Source organism: Amycolatopsis sp. N2S4-7 (assembly GCF_058119595.1).
Genome location: NZ_CP172299.1, coordinates 760,843 through 777,227 on the forward strand (window position 1 = coordinate 760,843; position 16,385 = coordinate 777,227).

Genomic DNA, 16,385 nt, shown 5'->3' on the forward strand with positions numbered 1-16,385 from the left:
AGCGGGCCGGGGACTCAGCCGCGGGGGAGGGACTCCACCCCGGCGAGCAGGGCGTCGACGTCGGCTTCGGTCGTGTACGGCGCGATACCCGCCCGCACGGCGCCCGTGTCGCCGAGCCCGAGGTGCCGGGCGCACTCGATCGCGTAGAAGCTGCCCGCCGGGGCGTTCACCCCGCGCGCCCCGAGGTGTTCGTACACCGCCTGCGGCGTGACGCCGTCGACGGAGAACAGCACCGTCGGGGTGCGCCGGCGCTCCGGCGCGCCGTACCGGGTGACCCCGCCGAGCCCGGCCAGGCCCGCGTCGAGCCGGGCGAGCAGCGCGTTTTCGTGCTCCTCCAACGCCGTCAGGGAAGCGAGGAGCCGCGAGCGCCGCGGGCCCGTGCCGGGGACGAGGCCGGCGAGGAAGTCGATGGCCGCCGTCGTTCCCGCCAGCAGTTCGTACGGGAGCGTGCCGAGCTCGAAGCGTTCCGGGACGGCGTCGGTCGAGGGCAGCAGCTTGTCGGGGTGCAGCGTCTCCAGCAGCGCCGGGGCCGCGGCGACCAGCCCGAGGTGCGGGCCCAGGAACTTGTACGGCGAGCAGGCGTAGAAGTCGGCGCCCAGCGCCGTGACGTCGACCGCCGCGTGCGGCGTGAGGTGGACGCCGTCGACGTACAGCAGCGCGCCGGCGTCGTGGACCGCCGCCGCGATCGCCGGGATGTCCGGCCGGGTGCCGAGCAGGTTCGACGCCGCCGTCACCGCGACCAGCCGCGTCCGCTCCGACAGCAGCTCCGCGATAGCGGACGGGGCGAGCTCACCGGTCGCGGGTTCGAACGAAGCCCAGCGCACGGTGGCACCGGCGGCCGCGGCGGCCTGCACCCACGGCCGGATGTTGGCGTCGTGGTCGAGCCGGGTGACGACGACTTCGTCGCCGGGACCCCAGCCCTTGGCGAGAGTGCGGGAGAAGTCGTAGGTCAGCTGCGTCATGCTGCGGCCGAAGACGACCCCGGCCGGGTCGGCGGCGAGCAGGTCGGCGGCGGCCTGGCGCGCCTCGGTGACCACGGCGCTCGCCCGCCGCTCGGCGGCCGTGACGACACCGCGGTTCGCGATCGCGGCGCACAGCGTGCCGGCCACCGCCTCGCCGACGACGTCGGGAACCTGCGAGCCGCCGGGGCCGTCGAAGTGGGCGGCGCCGCCGGTCAGGGCGGGGAAGTGCTTGCGGATCGTCCGCACGTCGTAGGTCACGGCGCCAGCATGCCAGGGCGCCGGACCCCGCGTCAGCGCCCGCGGTTGCGGGGGTGCTCGCGGGCCCGCCGCTCGTTGCCGTGCTTGTAGTTGCCGGTCGCGCGGGCCATCAGCAGCTGCGGGTCGTCACCGCGCCCGGCGGCGGCGAGGAACCGGGCGGCGGCGGTCCCGCGCAGCGTCCCGGCGGGACGGCCGTGGTGGGTGATCGTCACGGTGCCGTGCTCGTCGGTGTGGAAGGCGAAACCTCCGGGAGTCCCCATCCGCCCAGGCTGGCACGCCCGGCAACCGGTTTTCCCGGGGGCGGATCGGGGGTTATCCGGATGGCGCCCGCGCGGACACCCGACAGAATGCGTGAGATGACCGGAGGGGGATCAGGGGTGCGGGCCGGACTGGGGAACAAGTACGTGCTGCCGGGGGCCCAGCTGCTCGTGCTGGCGGCGTTGCTCGTGTCCTACAACGACGGCCGGTGGCGGTTCCCGGCGTACCGCGTCGACCTGGACGTCTACCGGCTCGGCTCGGCGGCGCTGCTGCACGGCGAAGCGCTGTACGGCACGTTGCCGCCCACCGGCGACGGCCAGCTCCTGCTGTTCACCTACCCGCCGTTCGCGGCGATCCTGCTCGCGCCGCTGACGCTGCTGCCGTACTGGGCCGCCTGCCTCGTGCTCACCCTGCTCACGCTCGGCGTGCTGGCCCTGGTGCTGACGACGGTGCTCCGCGCGCTCGGCGCGCGGTGCGACTGGCGCCGGGTCGGCGCGCTGCTGCTGGCCGCCGAGGTGCTGGAACCGGTGCTGCGCACGCTGTACGCCGGCCAGATCGACCTGCTGCTGGCGCTGGTCGTGCTGGACGTCCTGGTCGACACCCCGCGGTGGCCCCGCGGCCTGCTGATCGGCATCGCCGCCGCGGTGAAGCTGACCCCGGCGGTGTTCCTGCTCTACTTCCTGCTCCGCCGGGACGGCCGGGCGGCGCTGACCACCGTCGTGACGTTCCTGGCTGCCACGGCAGCGGGCTTCCTGCTCGCCGGCGCGGATTCGGTCCGCTACTGGACCGGCGCCCTGTGGGACACCGGCCGCGTCGGGGAGCCGACCTACGCCGGCAACCAGTCGCTGCTGGGCCTGCTGGCCAGGGCCGGGGTGCCGGCGGACGCGCGGACCGCGTGGTGGCTGCCGCTGGTGGCGGTGGTGCTCGTGCTGACCGCGCTGGGCGTCCGGCGCGCCCTGGCGGCGGGGGAGACCACGATCGCGCTCGGCCTGACCGCCGTCGGCGGGCTGCTGGTGTCGCCGATCTCCTGGACGCACCACTGGGTCTGGGCCGTGGTGGTGCTGCTCGGCTGGGCCGCATCGGCCCGCCGCACCCGGCAGCGCGGGTTCGCCGTCCTGGCCGGGGTGGGCGCGGTCTTGTTCGTCGCCGGCCCGCAGTGGTGGTGGCCGCGCGGCGGGATGGTGGAGCGCGAGTGGAGCTTCGGCCGGCAGCTGACCGGGAACGGCTATGTCCTCTTCGGACTCGCGCTGCTGGTGACGGCCGTCCTGGTGCGCTTCCCCCGGCGCGACAACCTCAGCGGCGCCGTCCCGGCCCGCGCCGCAGCCAGCCCGCTCCGAGGATGAGCATCGCGGTGCCGAACCCCAGGGCGAGGCAGATCCCGGCGGTGTTCATCGGGAAGACGTCGTCGAACGCGCGGGGCAGCGGGAGCAGGCCGGCGAGCCCGAGCAGCGCGTAGCAGCCCCCGCTCACGAGCAGGAACCGGCTGGACAGCTTCGCCGACCGGGTGCAGAACACGGCGGCGGCGCCGGTGAGCAGGTGCACGAGCGTCCACGTCCCCGAGACGGCGAAGACGCCGAACAGCTCCCGCGGCTTGTCGCCCACCGAGACGCCCGGCATCAGCTCCAACGCACCCAGCACGAGGAACACCAGGCCGATGAGCATGCCCATGCCCTGGACGGGGGCCGGACCGGGCTTCGGCACCCGGGCCGCGGATTCGCTGCGCGTCATGTCTTCCGGATTCCCCGCCGGGGGTGCCGTTATGCGCGCGCGGGCCAAGTACCGGCCCGGTTTCGGGTTGTGGTGGGCCGGACGGGGTAACCGGGCACCCGATCGGACCGCCGAGGAGGAGCTGACGATGACCGAGTACCGCCACACCGCGACCGCCGACATCCCCGCCGACGAGCTGTTCGCGTTCCTGAGCCACCCGGAGAACCTGCCGCGGTACTTCCCGGAGATGAAGGTGGCCGAGCCGAAGGGCGGGAACAGCGTCCACGTCGAGGCCGAGGTGCACGGTGAGCGCGTCGCGAGCGAGGCGTGGCTGCACACCGACCCGGCGAACCGGTCGCTGACCTGGGGCGCCGAAGGCCCCGACGACTACCACGGCGAGCTGCGCATCCGCGACGACGGCCCGGCGTCTTCGGAGATCACCGTGACGCTGCACAGCGTCCGGGAAGCCGGCGGGGACGAGGTCCAGCAGGGCCTCGAGCGCACGGTCGCGGCGATGACCCACGCGGCGGCCGCCGACGCCGATGTCGCGGCGGCGGAAGGCCAGGGCGGCTGGACCTCCTACGACGGCAAGGACTCGGCGCACTGACGCGCCCCCCTCGCGTATAACGACCTATACGTCCGGTCGTTCGACGCTCCGCGAACGCGCCCACCGGCCGAGCACGGACGCCGAAGCCGCGACGAGGAACAGTCCACAAGCGACTCCCGCGGACACCCGCACCCCGGCGGTGCACGCCGCCCGGGCCGCCGCCAGGAGTTCGTCGGCCACCGCGAGGCCGTGCGACGCCGCTTCCGCCTGCGCCGGTCCGGCGGAAGCCAGCCGGGCGGCGGCTTCGGGCACCCCGGGCGGCACGACGAGGTGCGCCGCGTACACCGCGGCCGCCAGGGAGCCGAACAGCGTCGTGCCCAGGCCCGCTCCCAGCTCGTAGCCGGTCTTCTCGACCGCGGCCGCGCCGCCCGCCCGGTCGGCCGGGGCGGCCGACAGCAGCGTGTCGGTGCTCGACGTCAGCGCGAGCGCCATGCCGAAGCCGGACCCCACCAGCGCGCCGCCCAGCCACCACGACGTCAGCCCGCCCGCCGCCGGGACCGCCAAGGCCACCGCCGCCAGGGCGAACCCCGCCGTGCGGACCCGGGCGTTGCCCCACCGCCCCAGCAGGGCCGGTGCCACGACGCTGCCGGCCGCCGACGCCCCGAGCACCAGCAGCAGCCGCGCCGCCGCGGCCGTGGGGGAGAGTCCCAGCACCAGCTGGAGGTACTGGGCCAGCAGCAGCCCGAACCCGACCAGCGTGCTCATCACCAGCAGCACGCCGCCGGCCGCGTCCGGCACGCCCGGGCGCCGGAACAGGGTCAGGTCCAGCAGCGGCGCCGCCGCCCGGCGCTGGCGGCGGACGAACAGGCCGAGGAGGACGCACCCGGTGGCCGCCGCCGCGAAGCCGCCCCCCGACGGCCCGACGGCGAACGCGATCCCGAGCACCCCGCCGGCCGCGAGCCCCGCGCTCGGCGCGTCCCACCGGCCCCGCCCGGGCGCGGTCCGCGGCAGCCACCGCAGCGCCGCGATCACCGCGGCCAGGATCACCGGTGGGTTGACCAGGAACGTCGCCCGCCAGCCCCCCGCCTCGACGAGCACCCCGCCGAGCACCGGCCCGAACACCGAGCCGGTGCCGGCGATGCCGCCGCACACCGCGATCGCCGTCCGCCGCCGCCGCTGCTGCGGGAACACCTCCCGCAGCAGCGACATCGTCACCGGCATGATCATCGCGCCGCCGCAGCCGAGCACCGCCCGCGCCGCGAGCAGCGCCGGGACGCCGGGGGCGAACGCGCAGCCGAGGGAGGCCAGCCCGAACACCGCGTACCCCGTCACGAGCACCCGCCGCCGGCCGAAGCGGTCGCCGAGCGTGCCGAACGGCAGCAGCAGCGGCGCCGCGGTGAGCGGGTAGACCGCCACGATCCACACCTGGGCGGCGGCGCCCGGGCGCAGCTGCCGGACGACGTCGGGCAGCGCGACGTGCAGCACGGTCGCGTCCACCGCGACGAGGAACAGCCCGGCGCCCAGCACGGCCAGCAGCGGCCACGTCCGGACCGCCGGTACCGCCCGCGTCACGGCCACAGCAGGGCCGCCAGGTGCCGCGCGACGACGTCGACGTGCGGCGGGTCGACCACCGAGAGGTGGTGCGCGGCGACCGGCACGACCTCCAGCCGCGGGCAGAGGTCCGCCCACCCCGCCGCGCGGTCGGTGCGGGAGTACCGCGGTTCCATCGCCAGCCCGGCGGCGTACGGCTCGGTCGCCCGGTACAGCACGACGCGGCCGTCGTAGGGCCGCGGCGTCCCGCGTTCCGCCGCGAGGGTGTCCAAAAAGGACTGCCGCTGGTGCCGGAGCACGCCGGGGCCGAGCAAGCCGGCCTCGGCGACCCGGCGCATGGTGAGCTCGATCTGCTCTTCTTCGGGCAGCGCCGCGAGTTCGTCGTGGCCGAGCCGGACCGCCCGGCCGTACGTGCCCTCGACGTAGCCGGTGAACCGCAGGAACCGGCGGGCGGATGACGCGCGCGCGTCGAGGTCCGGTTCCGGCAGCGGCAGCATGGTGTCGATGAGCGCCACGAGGTCGGCCCGTTCGCCCTCGTCCGCGAGCCGGGTGGCGACGCCGTAGGCCAGCGCGCCGCCGAACGACCAGCCGGCCAGCCGGTAGGGCCCGTGCGGCTGCCGCGCCCGCACCAGCGGCAGCAGCCGTTCGACGCGGTCTTCGATGCTCGTGCCGGGCACGCGTTCGAAGCCGACGCAGGGCACTCCGGCGGGCAGCCGGTCCAGCAGGGGCCGGTAGACGGTGCACGTGCTGCCGCCGGGGTGGAACAGCAGCAGGGGCGCGGTCCCGGCGTCGCCCGGCTTGAGCAGGTGCACCGGGCCCTGGGCATCGCGGGTGTCGAGGACGGCGCGTGCGACGTCGGCGATGGCCGCGAGGGAGTCGTGGCGCAGGAGTTCGGCCGGGTCGACCGGGGTGTCGAGCTCCGCGGTGAGCCCGTCGGCGAGCAGCCGGGCCAGCCGCTCCGGCCGGGCGGTGCCGGTCAGCGAGACGTGCGTGCCCCCCGCGTCGGCGCCGGTGTGTTCCCGCCACAGCCGCAGCACCAGGCGGTCGGCCGCGTCCCAGGCCCGCCCGCGGGCCGGCCGCGGTGGTTCGTCCTCGCGGGGCGCGAGGTCGCGGTTGAGGTCGGCGAGGGTCGCGCCGCGCAGCACCGCGGCCGCGTCGGGCTCGATGCCCAGTTCCCGCCGGGCGGCTTCGCGGATCCGGTTCGCCATCAGCGAGTCCAGGCCGAGTTCGACGAGCGGGACGTCGGCGTCGAGGCGGTCCGGGGCCAGGCCCATGATCGCGGCGACGATCCCGGTGAGCCGGTCGCCCCCGGCCGCGGGGACCGGCGACGGCGCCGGCTCGGGCCGGGCGGCGGGTTCCGGCGTGGCCGGGTCCGCGGTGTACCAGTGCCGCTCGTGGCGCCATGGCATCGGCGGGACGTCGGCGAGCCGCGCGCCGTCGCCCGGGCCGGCGAGGGTGATCCGGGTGCCCGCGCAGTAGAGCGCGCCCGCGGCCGCCCCGAAGGCCCGGACCTCGTCCTGGCCGCGGCGCAGGGTGCCGGTGACGACGGCGCCGGTGATCCCGCCGGCTTCGAGCGTCCGGGCCACCGAGCCCCGCAGGATCGGGTGCGGCGACACTTCGGCGAACACCCGGTGCCCGTCCGCGGCGGCCGCGGCCACGGCGTCGCGGAACCGCACCGGGCGGCGCAGGTGCGCGGCCCAGTACCCGGCGTCGAAGTCCGGCAGCTCGCGCGGGTCGGTCAGCACCGTGTCGTACCACGGCACCAGCGGCCGCCGCCCGCCCAGCTCCGCCAAGGCCGCCCGCAGCGGACCGAGGACGGGCTCGACCCGGGCCGAGTGGCCGGCGACGCCGACCGGCAGCCGCCGCGCCGTCCGGCCGGCGGCCGTCAGCTCCGCGACGAGCCGGTCGAGCACCGGGCCGTCCCCGGCCACGGTCACCTGCCCCGGCGCGGACTCGACGGCGAGCTCGACGCCCGGGTACGCGGCGAGCTCGTCCGGGGCCAGCTCGACCGCCGCCATCGCGCCGCCCGCCTCGATCGTGCCGAGCAGCCGGGCGCGGGTGGCCACGAGGTGGACGGCCTCGTCGTCGCTCAGCACCCCGCTCACCACGGCGGCGGCCGCCGAGCCGAGCGAATGCCCGAGCACGGCCGCGGGCCGGACGCCGAGGGCCTCCCACCGGGCGGCCAGCGCGACCTGCGTCCCGAAGATCGCCAGCTGCGTCTCGGCCAGTGACCAGCGGCCACCGGTCGTGAGCAGCGCGCGCAGCGATCGCCCGGTGCGCTCGGCGAACGGGTCGCCGAGCTTGTCGACCCGGTCGGCGAACGCCGGTTCGGCGGCCAGGAGGCCGCGGCCCATCCCGGGCCACTGGGAGCCGTGCCCGGAGAACACGAACACCGGGCCTTCGCCGGCGCTCGCCGTGCCGGTCACCGCGCCCGCGGGCAGGGGATCGGCGCCGTCGCCGACGGCACGCAGCAGGGCGGCCAGTTCGGTGCGGTCCGCGGCGACGAGGGCGGCCCGGTGCGCGGCGCCGTTGTCGCGCCGGAACAGCGTGTGCGTGACGTCGGCGAGGGAACTCCGCCGTCCGGCGGGGGAGTCCAGCCACGCCGCCAGCTGCGTGGCCCGCTCGGCGAGCCGGTCGCGGGTGCGGGCCGACAGCAGCCCGATCCGGACGCCGGTGCGGTCCGGCGCCGGGCCGGGGCACGCGGCCTCTTCGAGGACGACGTGCGCGTTGGTCCCGCCGAAGCCGAAGGCGGACACCCCGGCGGTGGCGCGCCCGGCGTGCCGCGGCCACGGCGTCGGCGCGGTGACCACCCGCAGCCGCAGCTCGTCGAACGGGATGTGCGGGTTCGGCGAGGTGAAGTGCAGCTGCGGCGGCAGTTCGCGGTGGGTCATGGCGAGCACGACCTTGATCAACCCGGCGATTCCGGCGGCGGCCTCCGCGTGCGCGATGTTCGTCTTCACCGAGCCGATCAGCAGCGGCGCGCCGGGGTCGCGGCCCGCGCCCAGGACGGCGCCCAGCGAGCGGGCCTCGATCGGGTCGCCGAGCAGCGTGCCGGTGCCGTGCGCCTCGACGTAGTCCACAGTGGACGGAGCGAGCCCGGCGGCGCGGTAGGCGTCGCGCAGCATCGCCTGCTGCGCGACGGGGTTGGGGGCGGCCATGCCGTTCGACCGGCCGTCGGAGTTGACGGCCGAGGACCGGATCACGGCGAGCACGCGGTCGCCGTCGACCTCGGCGTCGGCCAGCCGCTTGAGCACGACAACCCCGCAGCCCTCGGCGCGGGCGATGCCGTCGGCGCCGGCCGAGAAGGTCTTGCAGCGCCCGTCGAGGGCGAGCAGCCCGGCGGCGGCGAACGCGGCGGTCGGCGCGGGCAGCAGCATGAGGTTCACCCCGGCGGCGAGGGCCAGGTCGGCGTCGCCGTCGCGCAGCGCGCGCACCGCGTGGTGCACCGCGACCAGCGACGACGAGCAGGCGGTGTCCACCGCCAGGCTCGGCCCGCGCAGGTCGTAGACGTAGGACAGCCGGTTGGCCGCGATGCTGCCCGCCGCACCGGTGGCCGTCCACAGGTCCGGCTCGCCGCCGGCCATGGTGAGGTGGCCGTAGTCGTGCGTGGCGATCCCGGTGAACACGCCGGTGCGGCTGCCGCGCAGCGACGCCGGGGCGATGCCGGCGTGTTCGAGCGCCGCCCAGCTCACCTCCAGGAGCATGCGCTGCTGGGGGTCCATCGTCGCCGCTTCGCGCGGCGTGATGCCGAAGTGCTCGGCGTCGAACCCGGCGACGTCGTCGAGGAAGCCGCCGGCGACGGGCGCGGCGTCGGCGCTCCAGCGGCCGGGCGGTGCGGTCCGGACGGCGTCCCGCCCGGTCCGCAGCAGGTCCCAGAACTCGTCGAGCCCGTCCGCGCCGGGGAAGCGGCAGCCGAGGCCGACGACGGCGACCGGGTCGGTCCGGCGGCGGTCGGTGCCCGGCGCGGCGCCGGGTCCGGGCTCGTCGCCGCCGGTGAGGCCGCGGACGAGGTGGTCGATGGTGGGGCTTTCCCACAGCAGCGTCGAGGGCAGCCGGGTGCCGAGGAGGTCTTCGAGGTCCGCGGCGATGCCGACGGCCTGGCGGGAGGACAGGCCGTAGTCGGCGAGCGGGCGGTCGGGTTCGGCGGCGACGCCGGTGTGCTCGGCGACGGTGTCGAGGAGCCAGCGGCGCAGGGTGCCGGGCGTCGGGTTTCTCATCGCGCCAGTGCCTTCCGGTAGTCGCCGGCGAGGTAGCGGTCGCGGCAGGCGCCGCGCGCGATCTTGCCGCTGGAGGTGCGCGGCACCCGGCCGGCGGGGACGAGCAGGACGTCGCGCAGGGCCAGCCCGTGCGCGTCGGAGACCAGGCGCCGGATCGTCGTGGCCAAGTCGCGTCCCGCCTGCCCGGTGAGGTCGTCGCAGGTCCGGTGCTCGGCGACCACGACAACCGATTCGGTCTCGGCGCCCTCGACCGCGAAGGCGGCGACGCTGCCGGGACGGATCGCGGGATCGGCCGCGGCGGCGGTCGCTTCGACGTCCTGGGGGTAGTGGTTGCGGCCGTCGACGATGATCAGGTCCTTGATCCGGCCGGCGATGTGGAGCTCGCCGCCGTGCCGGACGCCGAGGTCGCCGGTGCGCAGCCACGGTCCTTCCGGCAGGCCGTCATGGCCGCCGGCCAGCCGGGCGCCGAAGGTTTCGGTGCTCTCCAGGGGTTTCTGCCAATACCCTTCGCCGACGTTCGGTCCGTGCACCCAGATTTCGCCGACTTCGCCGTCGGGGAGCGCGACGGCCGTTTCCGGGTCGACCAGGGCGACGGACTGACCGGCGGGCACCCCGCAGGCGACCAGCCGGACGCCGTCCGCGGCGGGTCGGCCGGTGCCCGCGCCGAGGGCGTCGCGGTCGAACGTCGTGACGCGCGGCGCGGCGGCGGGGCCGGTGGTGACGAAGACGGTCGCCTCGGCCAGGCCGTAGGCGGGCCGCGTCATCTCCGGCCGGTAGCCGGCGCCGGCGAACGCGGCGTGGAAGCGGTCGAGGACGTCCGGGTTGATCGGTTCGGCGCCGTTGACGATCCCGGCGACGCGGCCGAGCCGCAGCCGAGCGCGGTCGGGCTCGCGCACCCGGCTCGCGCAGTAGTGGAAGGCGAAGTTCGGCGCGGCGCTCCAGGCAGCGGCGTGGTCCCCGAGCAGTTCCAGCCAGCGGACGGGCCGTTCGACGAAGGCGAGGGGGTCCATCAGCACGGACCGCAGCCCCAGCGCCAGCGGCGTGACGAGGCCGAGGACCAGTCCCATGTCGTGGAACAACGGCAGCCACGAGACCATGGTCGCGGCTTCCGGGTCGATCCCGAGGCCGCGCACGGCCTGGCCGACGTTGGCGAGCACGTTCGCGTGGGTCAGCACCACCCCGGCCGGGCTGCGGGTCGACCCCGACGTGTACTGCAGGTAGGCGACGTCGTCCGGGCTCGCCGCGGGGGCGGGCCACGACCGCACCGGACCCGGGAGGTCCACCGCGACGACCGGGACGGCGCCGCCGAGGAACTCCTCGACCGCGGCCCGGACGGGCGAGGTGGTGACGACGGCGGTGGGGGCGCAGTCGGCGAGCACCGCGGTCAGCCGTCCCGCGTGGCCCGGCAGCCCCGGGTCGAACAGCGGTACCGCGATCGCGCCCGCGGCGATCGCGGCGAGGAAGCCGACGACGTAGTCCGTGCCCTGCGGGCAGAGCACGGCGACCCGGTCGCCGGGGCGCACGCCGAGCGCGCCCGCGGCGGCGTCGACGCGCTCGGCCAGCTGCCGCCAGGTGAGGGTGCGCCGCCGTCCGTCGCGGTCCGTGCCGAAGTCGGCGAAGGTCAGGGCCGGCTCGTCGGGCTTCGCCGCCGCCCAGTGGCGCAGGCGGGCGGTCAGGGTCGCGCCGCCGGGGTGCTCCTGGGACATGGTCTTCTCCTTGGGGTTCAGCGGCCCAGCCGCGCGTCCGCGTGCTGCCACGCGGCGACGGCCAGGGTGTCGAGGTCGAGATCGGTCGTTCCCGCGTCGCGGAGCACGACCAGCACGCCGTCGGCGGCGATGGCGACGGTGCGCAGGCGCAGCCCCGGCAGCCCGGACGGTTGCCCGGGCACGGTCAGGAGTTGCCGGTAGGACAGGGTTTCCGCGCCGGGAACGGCGGGCGCGGTCCCGAAGGTCAGGGTGGACACCGTGGGGAGGTCCTGGTCGTCGACGGTGACGCGGGCGCAGCGGCGGGCCGCGGCGGCCCAGGCGGCGAGGCCGGGCGGGCGCGGGGTGCGCGCGACGAGCTCGGACAGCTGCCCGCCGGGCACGGCGGTCTGGAAGCCCTGTCCCGTCACGGGTTCCGGTCCGAGCAGCCGGCCGTGGACGACGTCGGCGCACCCGGACCCGTCGTCCCGCCGGTCCGAAGTGGACACGTCGGTGGCGACGTCGAAGACGTCGCGCGTGGCCGGCGGCGCGGGGACGGCGCCGGCGGGGAGCAGCACGTCCGGGGGCATGGCGGGCGGCGGGGGGACGGGCGTCCCTCCGGCCGGTCCGCCGGACCCGGAAATGGTGGTCACCGCGGCCGCGACGACGACGATGGCGGCGAGGCGAACCGGGGGAAAACGAATTCGGGCAGGCATGGAAAACCCTTCCGGGAGCATTCTCGGGAGTGAGCGGCCCCGGCGCTGGGACTCGGGCCGGGGGCCGCGCCGGGGAGCGGCCGAACCCGGCGACACGGAGGAGGCTAGGGGAAGAAATCGGTTACCGGAACCCTCTCAAGATCCCGTAAACGTCCGCCGTGTACACGGTGTGAGCTGCAGAATCGCCTATCACTGACGGGTCACCTGCGGATGTGTGGCACGGCCGTCCGACTTTGGTCACCGAGGGTGGTCGACGGCTCACCCGCGCGGGGGAGTTTGTTTGCTTGGTATTCACATTGTCCCGTTGTGTGGCGGACGAGACAATTGCGGGCCGTGCCGGTGTTCCTCTAGCTTGGCGCACATCCGAAATCCTTTTCCGGTTCGGCTTGAAAGGAATGCGCATGCGCCTGTTTCCGATGGGGCTCGCCGTGCTGGCCGCCGTGGCGTGCGCGCTGCCCGGCGTACCCGGCCTCGCCGCCGCCGGCGTGCCGGACGCCCGCGCCGACGACGGGTCGCACGTCGTCGCTCAGACCACTGTGGACGGTGACGCCCGGGTCCTCGACCTGACCGTGCGCTCGACCGGCGTCGGGGCCTACGCGATGGTCCGGCTGATCGTGCCGCGCGGCTGGGCCGCCGCGCCGGACCGGACGTGGCCGGCGGTCTACCTGCTGGCCGGGGAGACCCGGCTGCAGGACTACCGCGGCTGGAGCGCCAACACCGACGTCCGGCGGCTCGCCGACGACGCCGGCGTCCTCGTCGTCATGCCCGGCTCCGGCCCGGCGGGCTTCTTCAGCGACTGGTGGAACTACGGCAAGGACATCGCGCTGAACCAGTGGGAGACCTTCACCGCCGTCGAGCTGCCGCAGCTGATCGACCGGGGCTACCGCGGCGGCGGGCGGCGCGCGGCCGCCGGGCTGTCCCTCGGCGGGTACGGCGCGATCGAGCTCGCCGCCCGCCGGCCCGGTGTCTTCCGCTACGCCGCCTCCTACAGCGGGAACGTCAACCCGGCCGGGCCCAGCGGTGAACTGCTGACCGACGCCATCGTCGGCTCCGCCCGCCTCGATCCCGAGGCGCTGTGGGGCGATCGGCGGCGCGAAGCCGCGCGCTGGGAGGCGCACGACCCGGTGGTGAACGCCGCCCGCCTGCGCGGCACCGAGCTGTACCTCTCGGCGGGCAACGGCCTGCCGGGGCCGCTCGACGCCAAGCTCCCGATCGACGTCCTGCCCGGCGCGATGCTGCTCGAATTCCTCTGCGGCGGCCAGACGAGCGCGCTGGCCGGGCGGCTGCGCGCCCTCGGCGTCCCGGCCACCGTGGACCTCTACGGGCCGGGCACCCACCAGTGGGCGTACTGGCAGGAGCAGCTGCACAAGACGTGGCCCCGGATGCTCCAGGTGCTCGGGGCGGCCGCGTCGTGAGGCCGTCCTACGTCGTCACCGGCGCGTCGAGCGGGATCGGCCGCGCCTGCGTGGCGGAGCTGGTCCGGCGCGGTGCGCACGTCTGGGCGAGCGTGCGCACCGACGGGGACGAGAAGGAGCTCGAACGGGCTTACGGCGACGCGGTCACCGTGCTGCGGATGGATCTGCGGGACACGGAGTCGATCGAGGCGTGCGGGGCGCGGGTCGCGGCCGCCGGGCCGGTGCGGGGCCTGGTCAACAACGCCGGGCTCGCCCGCCCCGGCCCGCTCGAATACGTGCCCCTCGACGCCTTCCGCGAGCAGCTCGACGTGAACGTCACCGGGCAGCTCGCCGTCACCCGGGCGATGCTGCCCGCCCTGCGCGTCGCCGAAACCGCGCGGGTGGTGACCGTCGGCTCGATCGGCGGCCGGATCGCCGGGCCGATGGTCGGGCCGTACCACACGTCGAAGTTCGCGCTGGTCGGCCTGACCGACAGCCTGCGCGCCGAGCTCGCGCCCGAGGGCATCGACGTCGTGCTGGTCGAGCCGGGCGCGGTCGCCACGGCGATCTGGCCCCGGGCGCGCGCGGCCGCCGAGGAGGTCCGCGCCGCCCTGCCCGCGGCGGGGCTCGAGCGGTACGGGGCGCAGCTGGCCGCGGCCGAGCGCGACGCCGCCCGCTCCGCGCGGACCGGGGTGCCGCCGCGGCGCGCCGCCCAGGTCGTGGTCCGCGCGCTCACGGCGCGCCGTCCCGCGCCGCGGTACCTGGTCGGCACGGACGCGCGGCTGGCCGCGGTCCTGGCGAACCTGCCGTTCCGGCTGCGGTACCGGCTGACGGCGGCGAAGCGGTGAGCCGGCTGGTGGTGCTCGTCGCGCCGGGCTCGCGGGGTGACGTCCAGCCGTGCGTGGCCCTCGGCCGCGGCCTCCTCGCGGACGGCGACCGGGTCCGCGTGCTCGCGGCCGAGCGGTTCCGGGCGCTGGTGACCGGGCACGGGCTGGAGTTCGCGCCGCTCTCGGCCGACCCGGGCGAGGTCCTCGGCTCGGCGGGGGGCCGCGAGTGGACGTCCGGCGTGACGTTCCTGCGCGGCCTCCGGGGTGCCCTGCGGCCGGTGCTGGACCGTCTCCTGGCCGACGTCGAGACCGGCACGGCGGGTGCGGACCTCGTGCTCGCGCCGTCCCTGGGGTTCCTCGGCACGCACCTGGGCGCCCACCTCGGCGTCCCGGACGTCGAGCTGCACTACCAGCCCGGCGTGCCGACGCGGGCGTTCCCGCACCCGCTGCTGCCGTGGGCGGGCCGGCTGGGCCCGTGGGGCCGTCAGCTGAGTTTCGGCGCGGTCGACGCGCTGACCTGGCAGCTCCTGCGGCCCGAGGTCGACCGCTGGCGCGTCTCGGCACTCGGGCTGCCCGCCGCCGGAAGACGCGGACCGCGGCGGCGTTCCCCGGTGCTGTGCGGGTTTTCCGACGCCGTGGTGCCCCGGCCGCCCGACTGGCCGGCCCGCGTCCACGTCACCGGGTACTGGTTCCTCGACGCCGGTGCCGCGCACCCGGACCCGCGGCTGCGCGACTTCCTCGCGGCGGGACCGCCCCCGGTCCACGTCGGCTTCGGCAGCATGCCGCCGGAGCAGACGTTCGCCGTCGTCCGCACGGCGCTGCGCCGCGCCGGGCTGCGGGGCCTGCTCGGCACCGACCTCGACGTCGAGGCCGACGATCTGCTGGCGGTAGCCGACGTGCCCCACGACCGGCTGTTCCCGCGGACGGCGGCGGTGGTCCACCACGGCGGCGCCGGGACGACGGCGGCCGCGTTGCGCGCCGGGGTCCCGGCGCTGGTGTGCCCGGTGTTCTCGGACCAGCCGTACTGGGGGGACCGGGTGTCCCGGCTCAGCGCCGGGCCGCGGCCGGTGCCCTTGAAGGACCTCGACGTCGACGTGCTCACCGCGCGGCTGCGGGAGCTGACCGGGAACCCGCTGTTCCGCCGCGGCGCCCAGTACGTCGGCGCGAGACTCCGCCGTGAGGACGGGGTGGCGCGGGCGTGCGCGGTGCTCAGGTCCCTCGGCTAGAGCGTCAGCAGGACGACCACCGCTACGACCAGGACGCACGCCGCGATCGTCGTGCGGCGGTAGTGCAGGATCAGGGCGGCGAACTCGCGCAGCAGGGCACTCGGCAGGAAGTACCGCGCCGTCGGCGAGCCGATCGCGTCGAACGGCAGGCTCAGCCGCCGGCACTCCACCGCCGTCCGGAACACGTGGTAGCTGCTGGTCACCGCGACCACCCGCCGGGCGTCGCCGGGCAGCAGGGCGGCCGAGAACCGGAGGTTCTCCTCGGTCGTCCGCGCCCGGTCCTCGCGGCGGATCCGGTCCGCCGGGACGCCACGCTCGCGCAGGTAGGCGTGCATCGCCTCGGCTTCGGTGACCGTCTCGCCCGGACCCAGCCCGCCGGAGACCACCAGCAACGGGGGCGTGGCCTCCCGGGTGTAGAGCCGGACGGCGCGCTCGAGCCGCCCGGCGAGCAGCGGCGGCACCCGGTCACCGGCCAGGCCGCAGCCCAGCACGATGATCGCGTCGAACCCGCCGCGGCGGCCGATCCGGCTGTACACCACGGAGTAGACCAGCAGCGACAGGAACAGGAACCCGAAGTAGCAGGCGAGCACCGCCGCGACGGTGACCAGTGCCGAGCCCCAGCGGCCGAGCGGGGCGAAGAACAGCGCTTCCAGGACGATCAGCCCGGCGCCGAGGCCGAGGGACAGCAGGTTCCCGGCGCTGCGCCCTTCCCGCCGCCACATGCCCACGCCGTTGACGAGCAGCGCGGCCGGCAGGACGAGCGCGACGAGCACCACCACGACGACGAACAGGCCCAGCAGCACCGGCGTCAGCCACTCCAGGTGGACGGCTTCGCGCAGCAGCCACAGCGCGGTCAGCAGGAGTGCGACGCCGAGCCAGACGGCGTTGCCCAGCCGCCGGGGTTCCCGCGCCAGCCGCACGGCGAAGACGACGAGGGCCACCGCGGCCGCGACGGGCAGCACGCCACCGGCCAGGTTCACTCCGGCCTCCCCTGACTGTTTCCCACCGGGAGGCCAACCTAGCCGGGGCGCCGGCCCCCG

The 16,385-nt window shown here is 76.2% G+C and carries 13 protein-coding genes; 5 read left to right on the forward strand and 8 right to left on the reverse strand.

The features are described 5' to 3' along the window. Nucleotides 1–14 precede the first annotated feature (14 nt). Together ACH54P_RS03535 and ACH54P_RS03540 are read right to left on the reverse strand one after the other, a co-directional pair. A complete protein-coding gene (locus ACH54P_RS03535; protein WP_489910872.1) occupies nucleotides 15–1,220 on the reverse strand; it encodes a cysteine desulfurase-like protein in 1,206 nt (401 codons plus the stop codon). 32 nt (nucleotides 1,221–1,252) lie between these two features. Then, nucleotides 1,253–1,480 carry a hypothetical protein gene (locus ACH54P_RS03540; RefSeq protein WP_489910873.1) on the reverse strand — a complete coding sequence of 76 codons (228 nt, stop codon included), beginning with the start codon at nucleotides 1,478–1,480 and terminating at the stop codon, nucleotides 1,253–1,255. Nucleotides 1,481–1,576: 96 nt separating this feature from the next. Here ACH54P_RS03540 and ACH54P_RS03545 point away from each other — a divergent pair, with 96 nt between their 5' ends. Beyond that, nucleotides 1,577–2,821, forward strand: coding sequence for a glycosyltransferase 87 family protein (locus ACH54P_RS03545; protein WP_489910874.1), 1,245 nt, complete (start codon nucleotides 1,577–1,579; stop codon nucleotides 2,819–2,821). On the opposite strand, the gene ACH54P_RS03550 is transcribed toward ACH54P_RS03545, so the two are convergent. After that, the gene (locus tag ACH54P_RS03550; protein WP_489910875.1) at nucleotides 2,772–3,206 is read right to left on the reverse strand and encodes a DUF4383 domain-containing protein; all 435 of its coding nucleotides are present in this window, start codon (nucleotides 3,204–3,206) and stop codon (nucleotides 2,772–2,774) included. The two genes, ACH54P_RS03545 and ACH54P_RS03550, sit on opposite strands and share 50 nt — an antisense overlap. 127 nt (nucleotides 3,207–3,333) lie before the next feature. On the opposite strand from ACH54P_RS03550, the gene ACH54P_RS03555 reads away from it, so the two are divergent. Further along, nucleotides 3,334–3,792, forward strand: coding sequence for an SRPBCC family protein (locus ACH54P_RS03555; protein WP_489910876.1), 459 nt, complete (start codon nucleotides 3,334–3,336; stop codon nucleotides 3,790–3,792). A gap of 24 nt (nucleotides 3,793–3,816) precedes the next feature. Here ACH54P_RS03555 and ACH54P_RS03560 read toward each other — a convergent pair whose 3' ends face one another. The 4 genes from ACH54P_RS03560 to ACH54P_RS03575 are packed head-to-tail and all read right to left on the reverse strand — an operon-like array spanning nucleotide 3,817 to nucleotide 11,898. Continuing rightward, nucleotides 3,817–5,304, reverse strand: coding sequence for an MFS transporter (locus ACH54P_RS03560; protein ID WP_489910877.1), 1,488 nt, complete (start codon nucleotides 5,302–5,304; stop codon nucleotides 3,817–3,819). Continuing rightward, nucleotides 5,301–9,500 (reverse strand): beta-ketoacyl synthase N-terminal-like domain-containing protein, encoded by a 4,200-nt coding sequence (locus ACH54P_RS03565; protein WP_489910878.1) that lies wholly within the window; start codon nucleotides 9,498–9,500, stop codon nucleotides 5,301–5,303. Before ACH54P_RS03565 ends, ACH54P_RS03560 begins: the two co-directional genes overlap by 4 nt. Continuing rightward, nucleotides 9,497–11,206, reverse strand: a complete 1,710-nt coding sequence (locus tag ACH54P_RS03570) for a fatty acyl-AMP ligase (protein ID WP_489910879.1) — start codon at nucleotides 11,204–11,206, stop codon at nucleotides 9,497–9,499. The genes ACH54P_RS03565 and ACH54P_RS03570 overlap by 4 nt, the downstream gene beginning before the upstream one ends. Nucleotides 11,207–11,223: 17 nt before the next feature. Continuing rightward, entirely contained in the window at nucleotides 11,224–11,898 is a 675-nt protein-coding gene (locus tag ACH54P_RS03575; protein WP_489910880.1) for a hypothetical protein, read from the reverse strand. 401 nt (nucleotides 11,899–12,299) lie between these two features. On the opposite strand from ACH54P_RS03575, the gene ACH54P_RS03580 reads away from it, so the two are divergent. Genes ACH54P_RS03580 through ACH54P_RS03590 form a run of 3 tightly spaced genes read left to right on the forward strand, consistent with a single transcriptional unit; the run spans nucleotide 12,300 to nucleotide 15,345 of the window. Beyond that, the gene (locus ACH54P_RS03580) at nucleotides 12,300–13,313 is read left to right on the forward strand and encodes an alpha/beta hydrolase (RefSeq protein WP_489910881.1); all 1,014 of its coding nucleotides are present in this window, start codon (nucleotides 12,300–12,302) and stop codon (nucleotides 13,311–13,313) included. Beyond that, nucleotides 13,310–14,140 carry an SDR family NAD(P)-dependent oxidoreductase gene (locus ACH54P_RS03585; protein ID WP_489910882.1) on the forward strand — a complete coding sequence of 277 codons (831 nt, stop codon included), beginning with the start codon at nucleotides 13,310–13,312 and terminating at the stop codon, nucleotides 14,138–14,140. Before ACH54P_RS03580 ends, ACH54P_RS03585 begins: the two co-directional genes overlap by 4 nt. Next, nucleotides 14,137–15,345, forward strand: a complete 1,209-nt coding sequence (locus tag ACH54P_RS03590; protein ID WP_489910883.1) for a glycosyltransferase — start codon at nucleotides 14,137–14,139, stop codon at nucleotides 15,343–15,345. The genes ACH54P_RS03585 and ACH54P_RS03590 overlap by 4 nt, the downstream gene beginning before the upstream one ends. Here the strand turns inward: ACH54P_RS03590 and ACH54P_RS03595 are convergent. After that, complete coding sequence (locus ACH54P_RS03595; protein ID WP_489910884.1) at nucleotides 15,342–16,325, reverse strand: YdcF family protein; 984 nt, start codon at nucleotides 16,323–16,325, stop codon at nucleotides 15,342–15,344. The two genes, ACH54P_RS03590 and ACH54P_RS03595, sit on opposite strands and share 4 nt — an antisense overlap. Nucleotides 16,326–16,385 lie beyond the last annotated feature (60 nt).

Excerpts from the sequence above, each read along its gene's own strand:
- ACH54P_RS03540 (WP_489910873.1), bottom strand. The coding sequence starts at position 1,480 with ATGGGGACTCCCGGAGGTTTCGCCTTCCACACCGACGAGCACGGCACC.
- ACH54P_RS03545 (WP_489910874.1), top strand. The coding sequence starts at position 1,577 with ATGACCGGAGGGGGATCAGGGGTGCGGGCCGGACTGGGGAACAAGTAC.
- ACH54P_RS03550 (WP_489910875.1), bottom strand. The coding sequence starts at position 3,206 with ATGACGCGCAGCGAATCCGCGGCCCGGGTGCCGAAGCCCGGTCCGGCC.
- ACH54P_RS03555 (WP_489910876.1), top strand. The coding sequence starts at position 3,334 with ATGACCGAGTACCGCCACACCGCGACCGCCGACATCCCCGCCGACGAG.
- ACH54P_RS03565 (WP_489910878.1), bottom strand. The coding sequence starts at position 9,500 with ATGAGAAACCCGACGCCCGGCACCCTGCGCCGCTGGCTCCTCGACACC.
- ACH54P_RS03570 (WP_489910879.1), bottom strand. The coding sequence starts at position 11,206 with ATGTCCCAGGAGCACCCCGGCGGCGCGACCCTGACCGCCCGCCTGCGC.
- ACH54P_RS03575 (WP_489910880.1), bottom strand. The coding sequence starts at position 11,898 with ATGCCTGCCCGAATTCGTTTTCCCCCGGTTCGCCTCGCCGCCATCGTC.
- ACH54P_RS03580 (WP_489910881.1), top strand. The coding sequence starts at position 12,300 with ATGCGCCTGTTTCCGATGGGGCTCGCCGTGCTGGCCGCCGTGGCGTGC.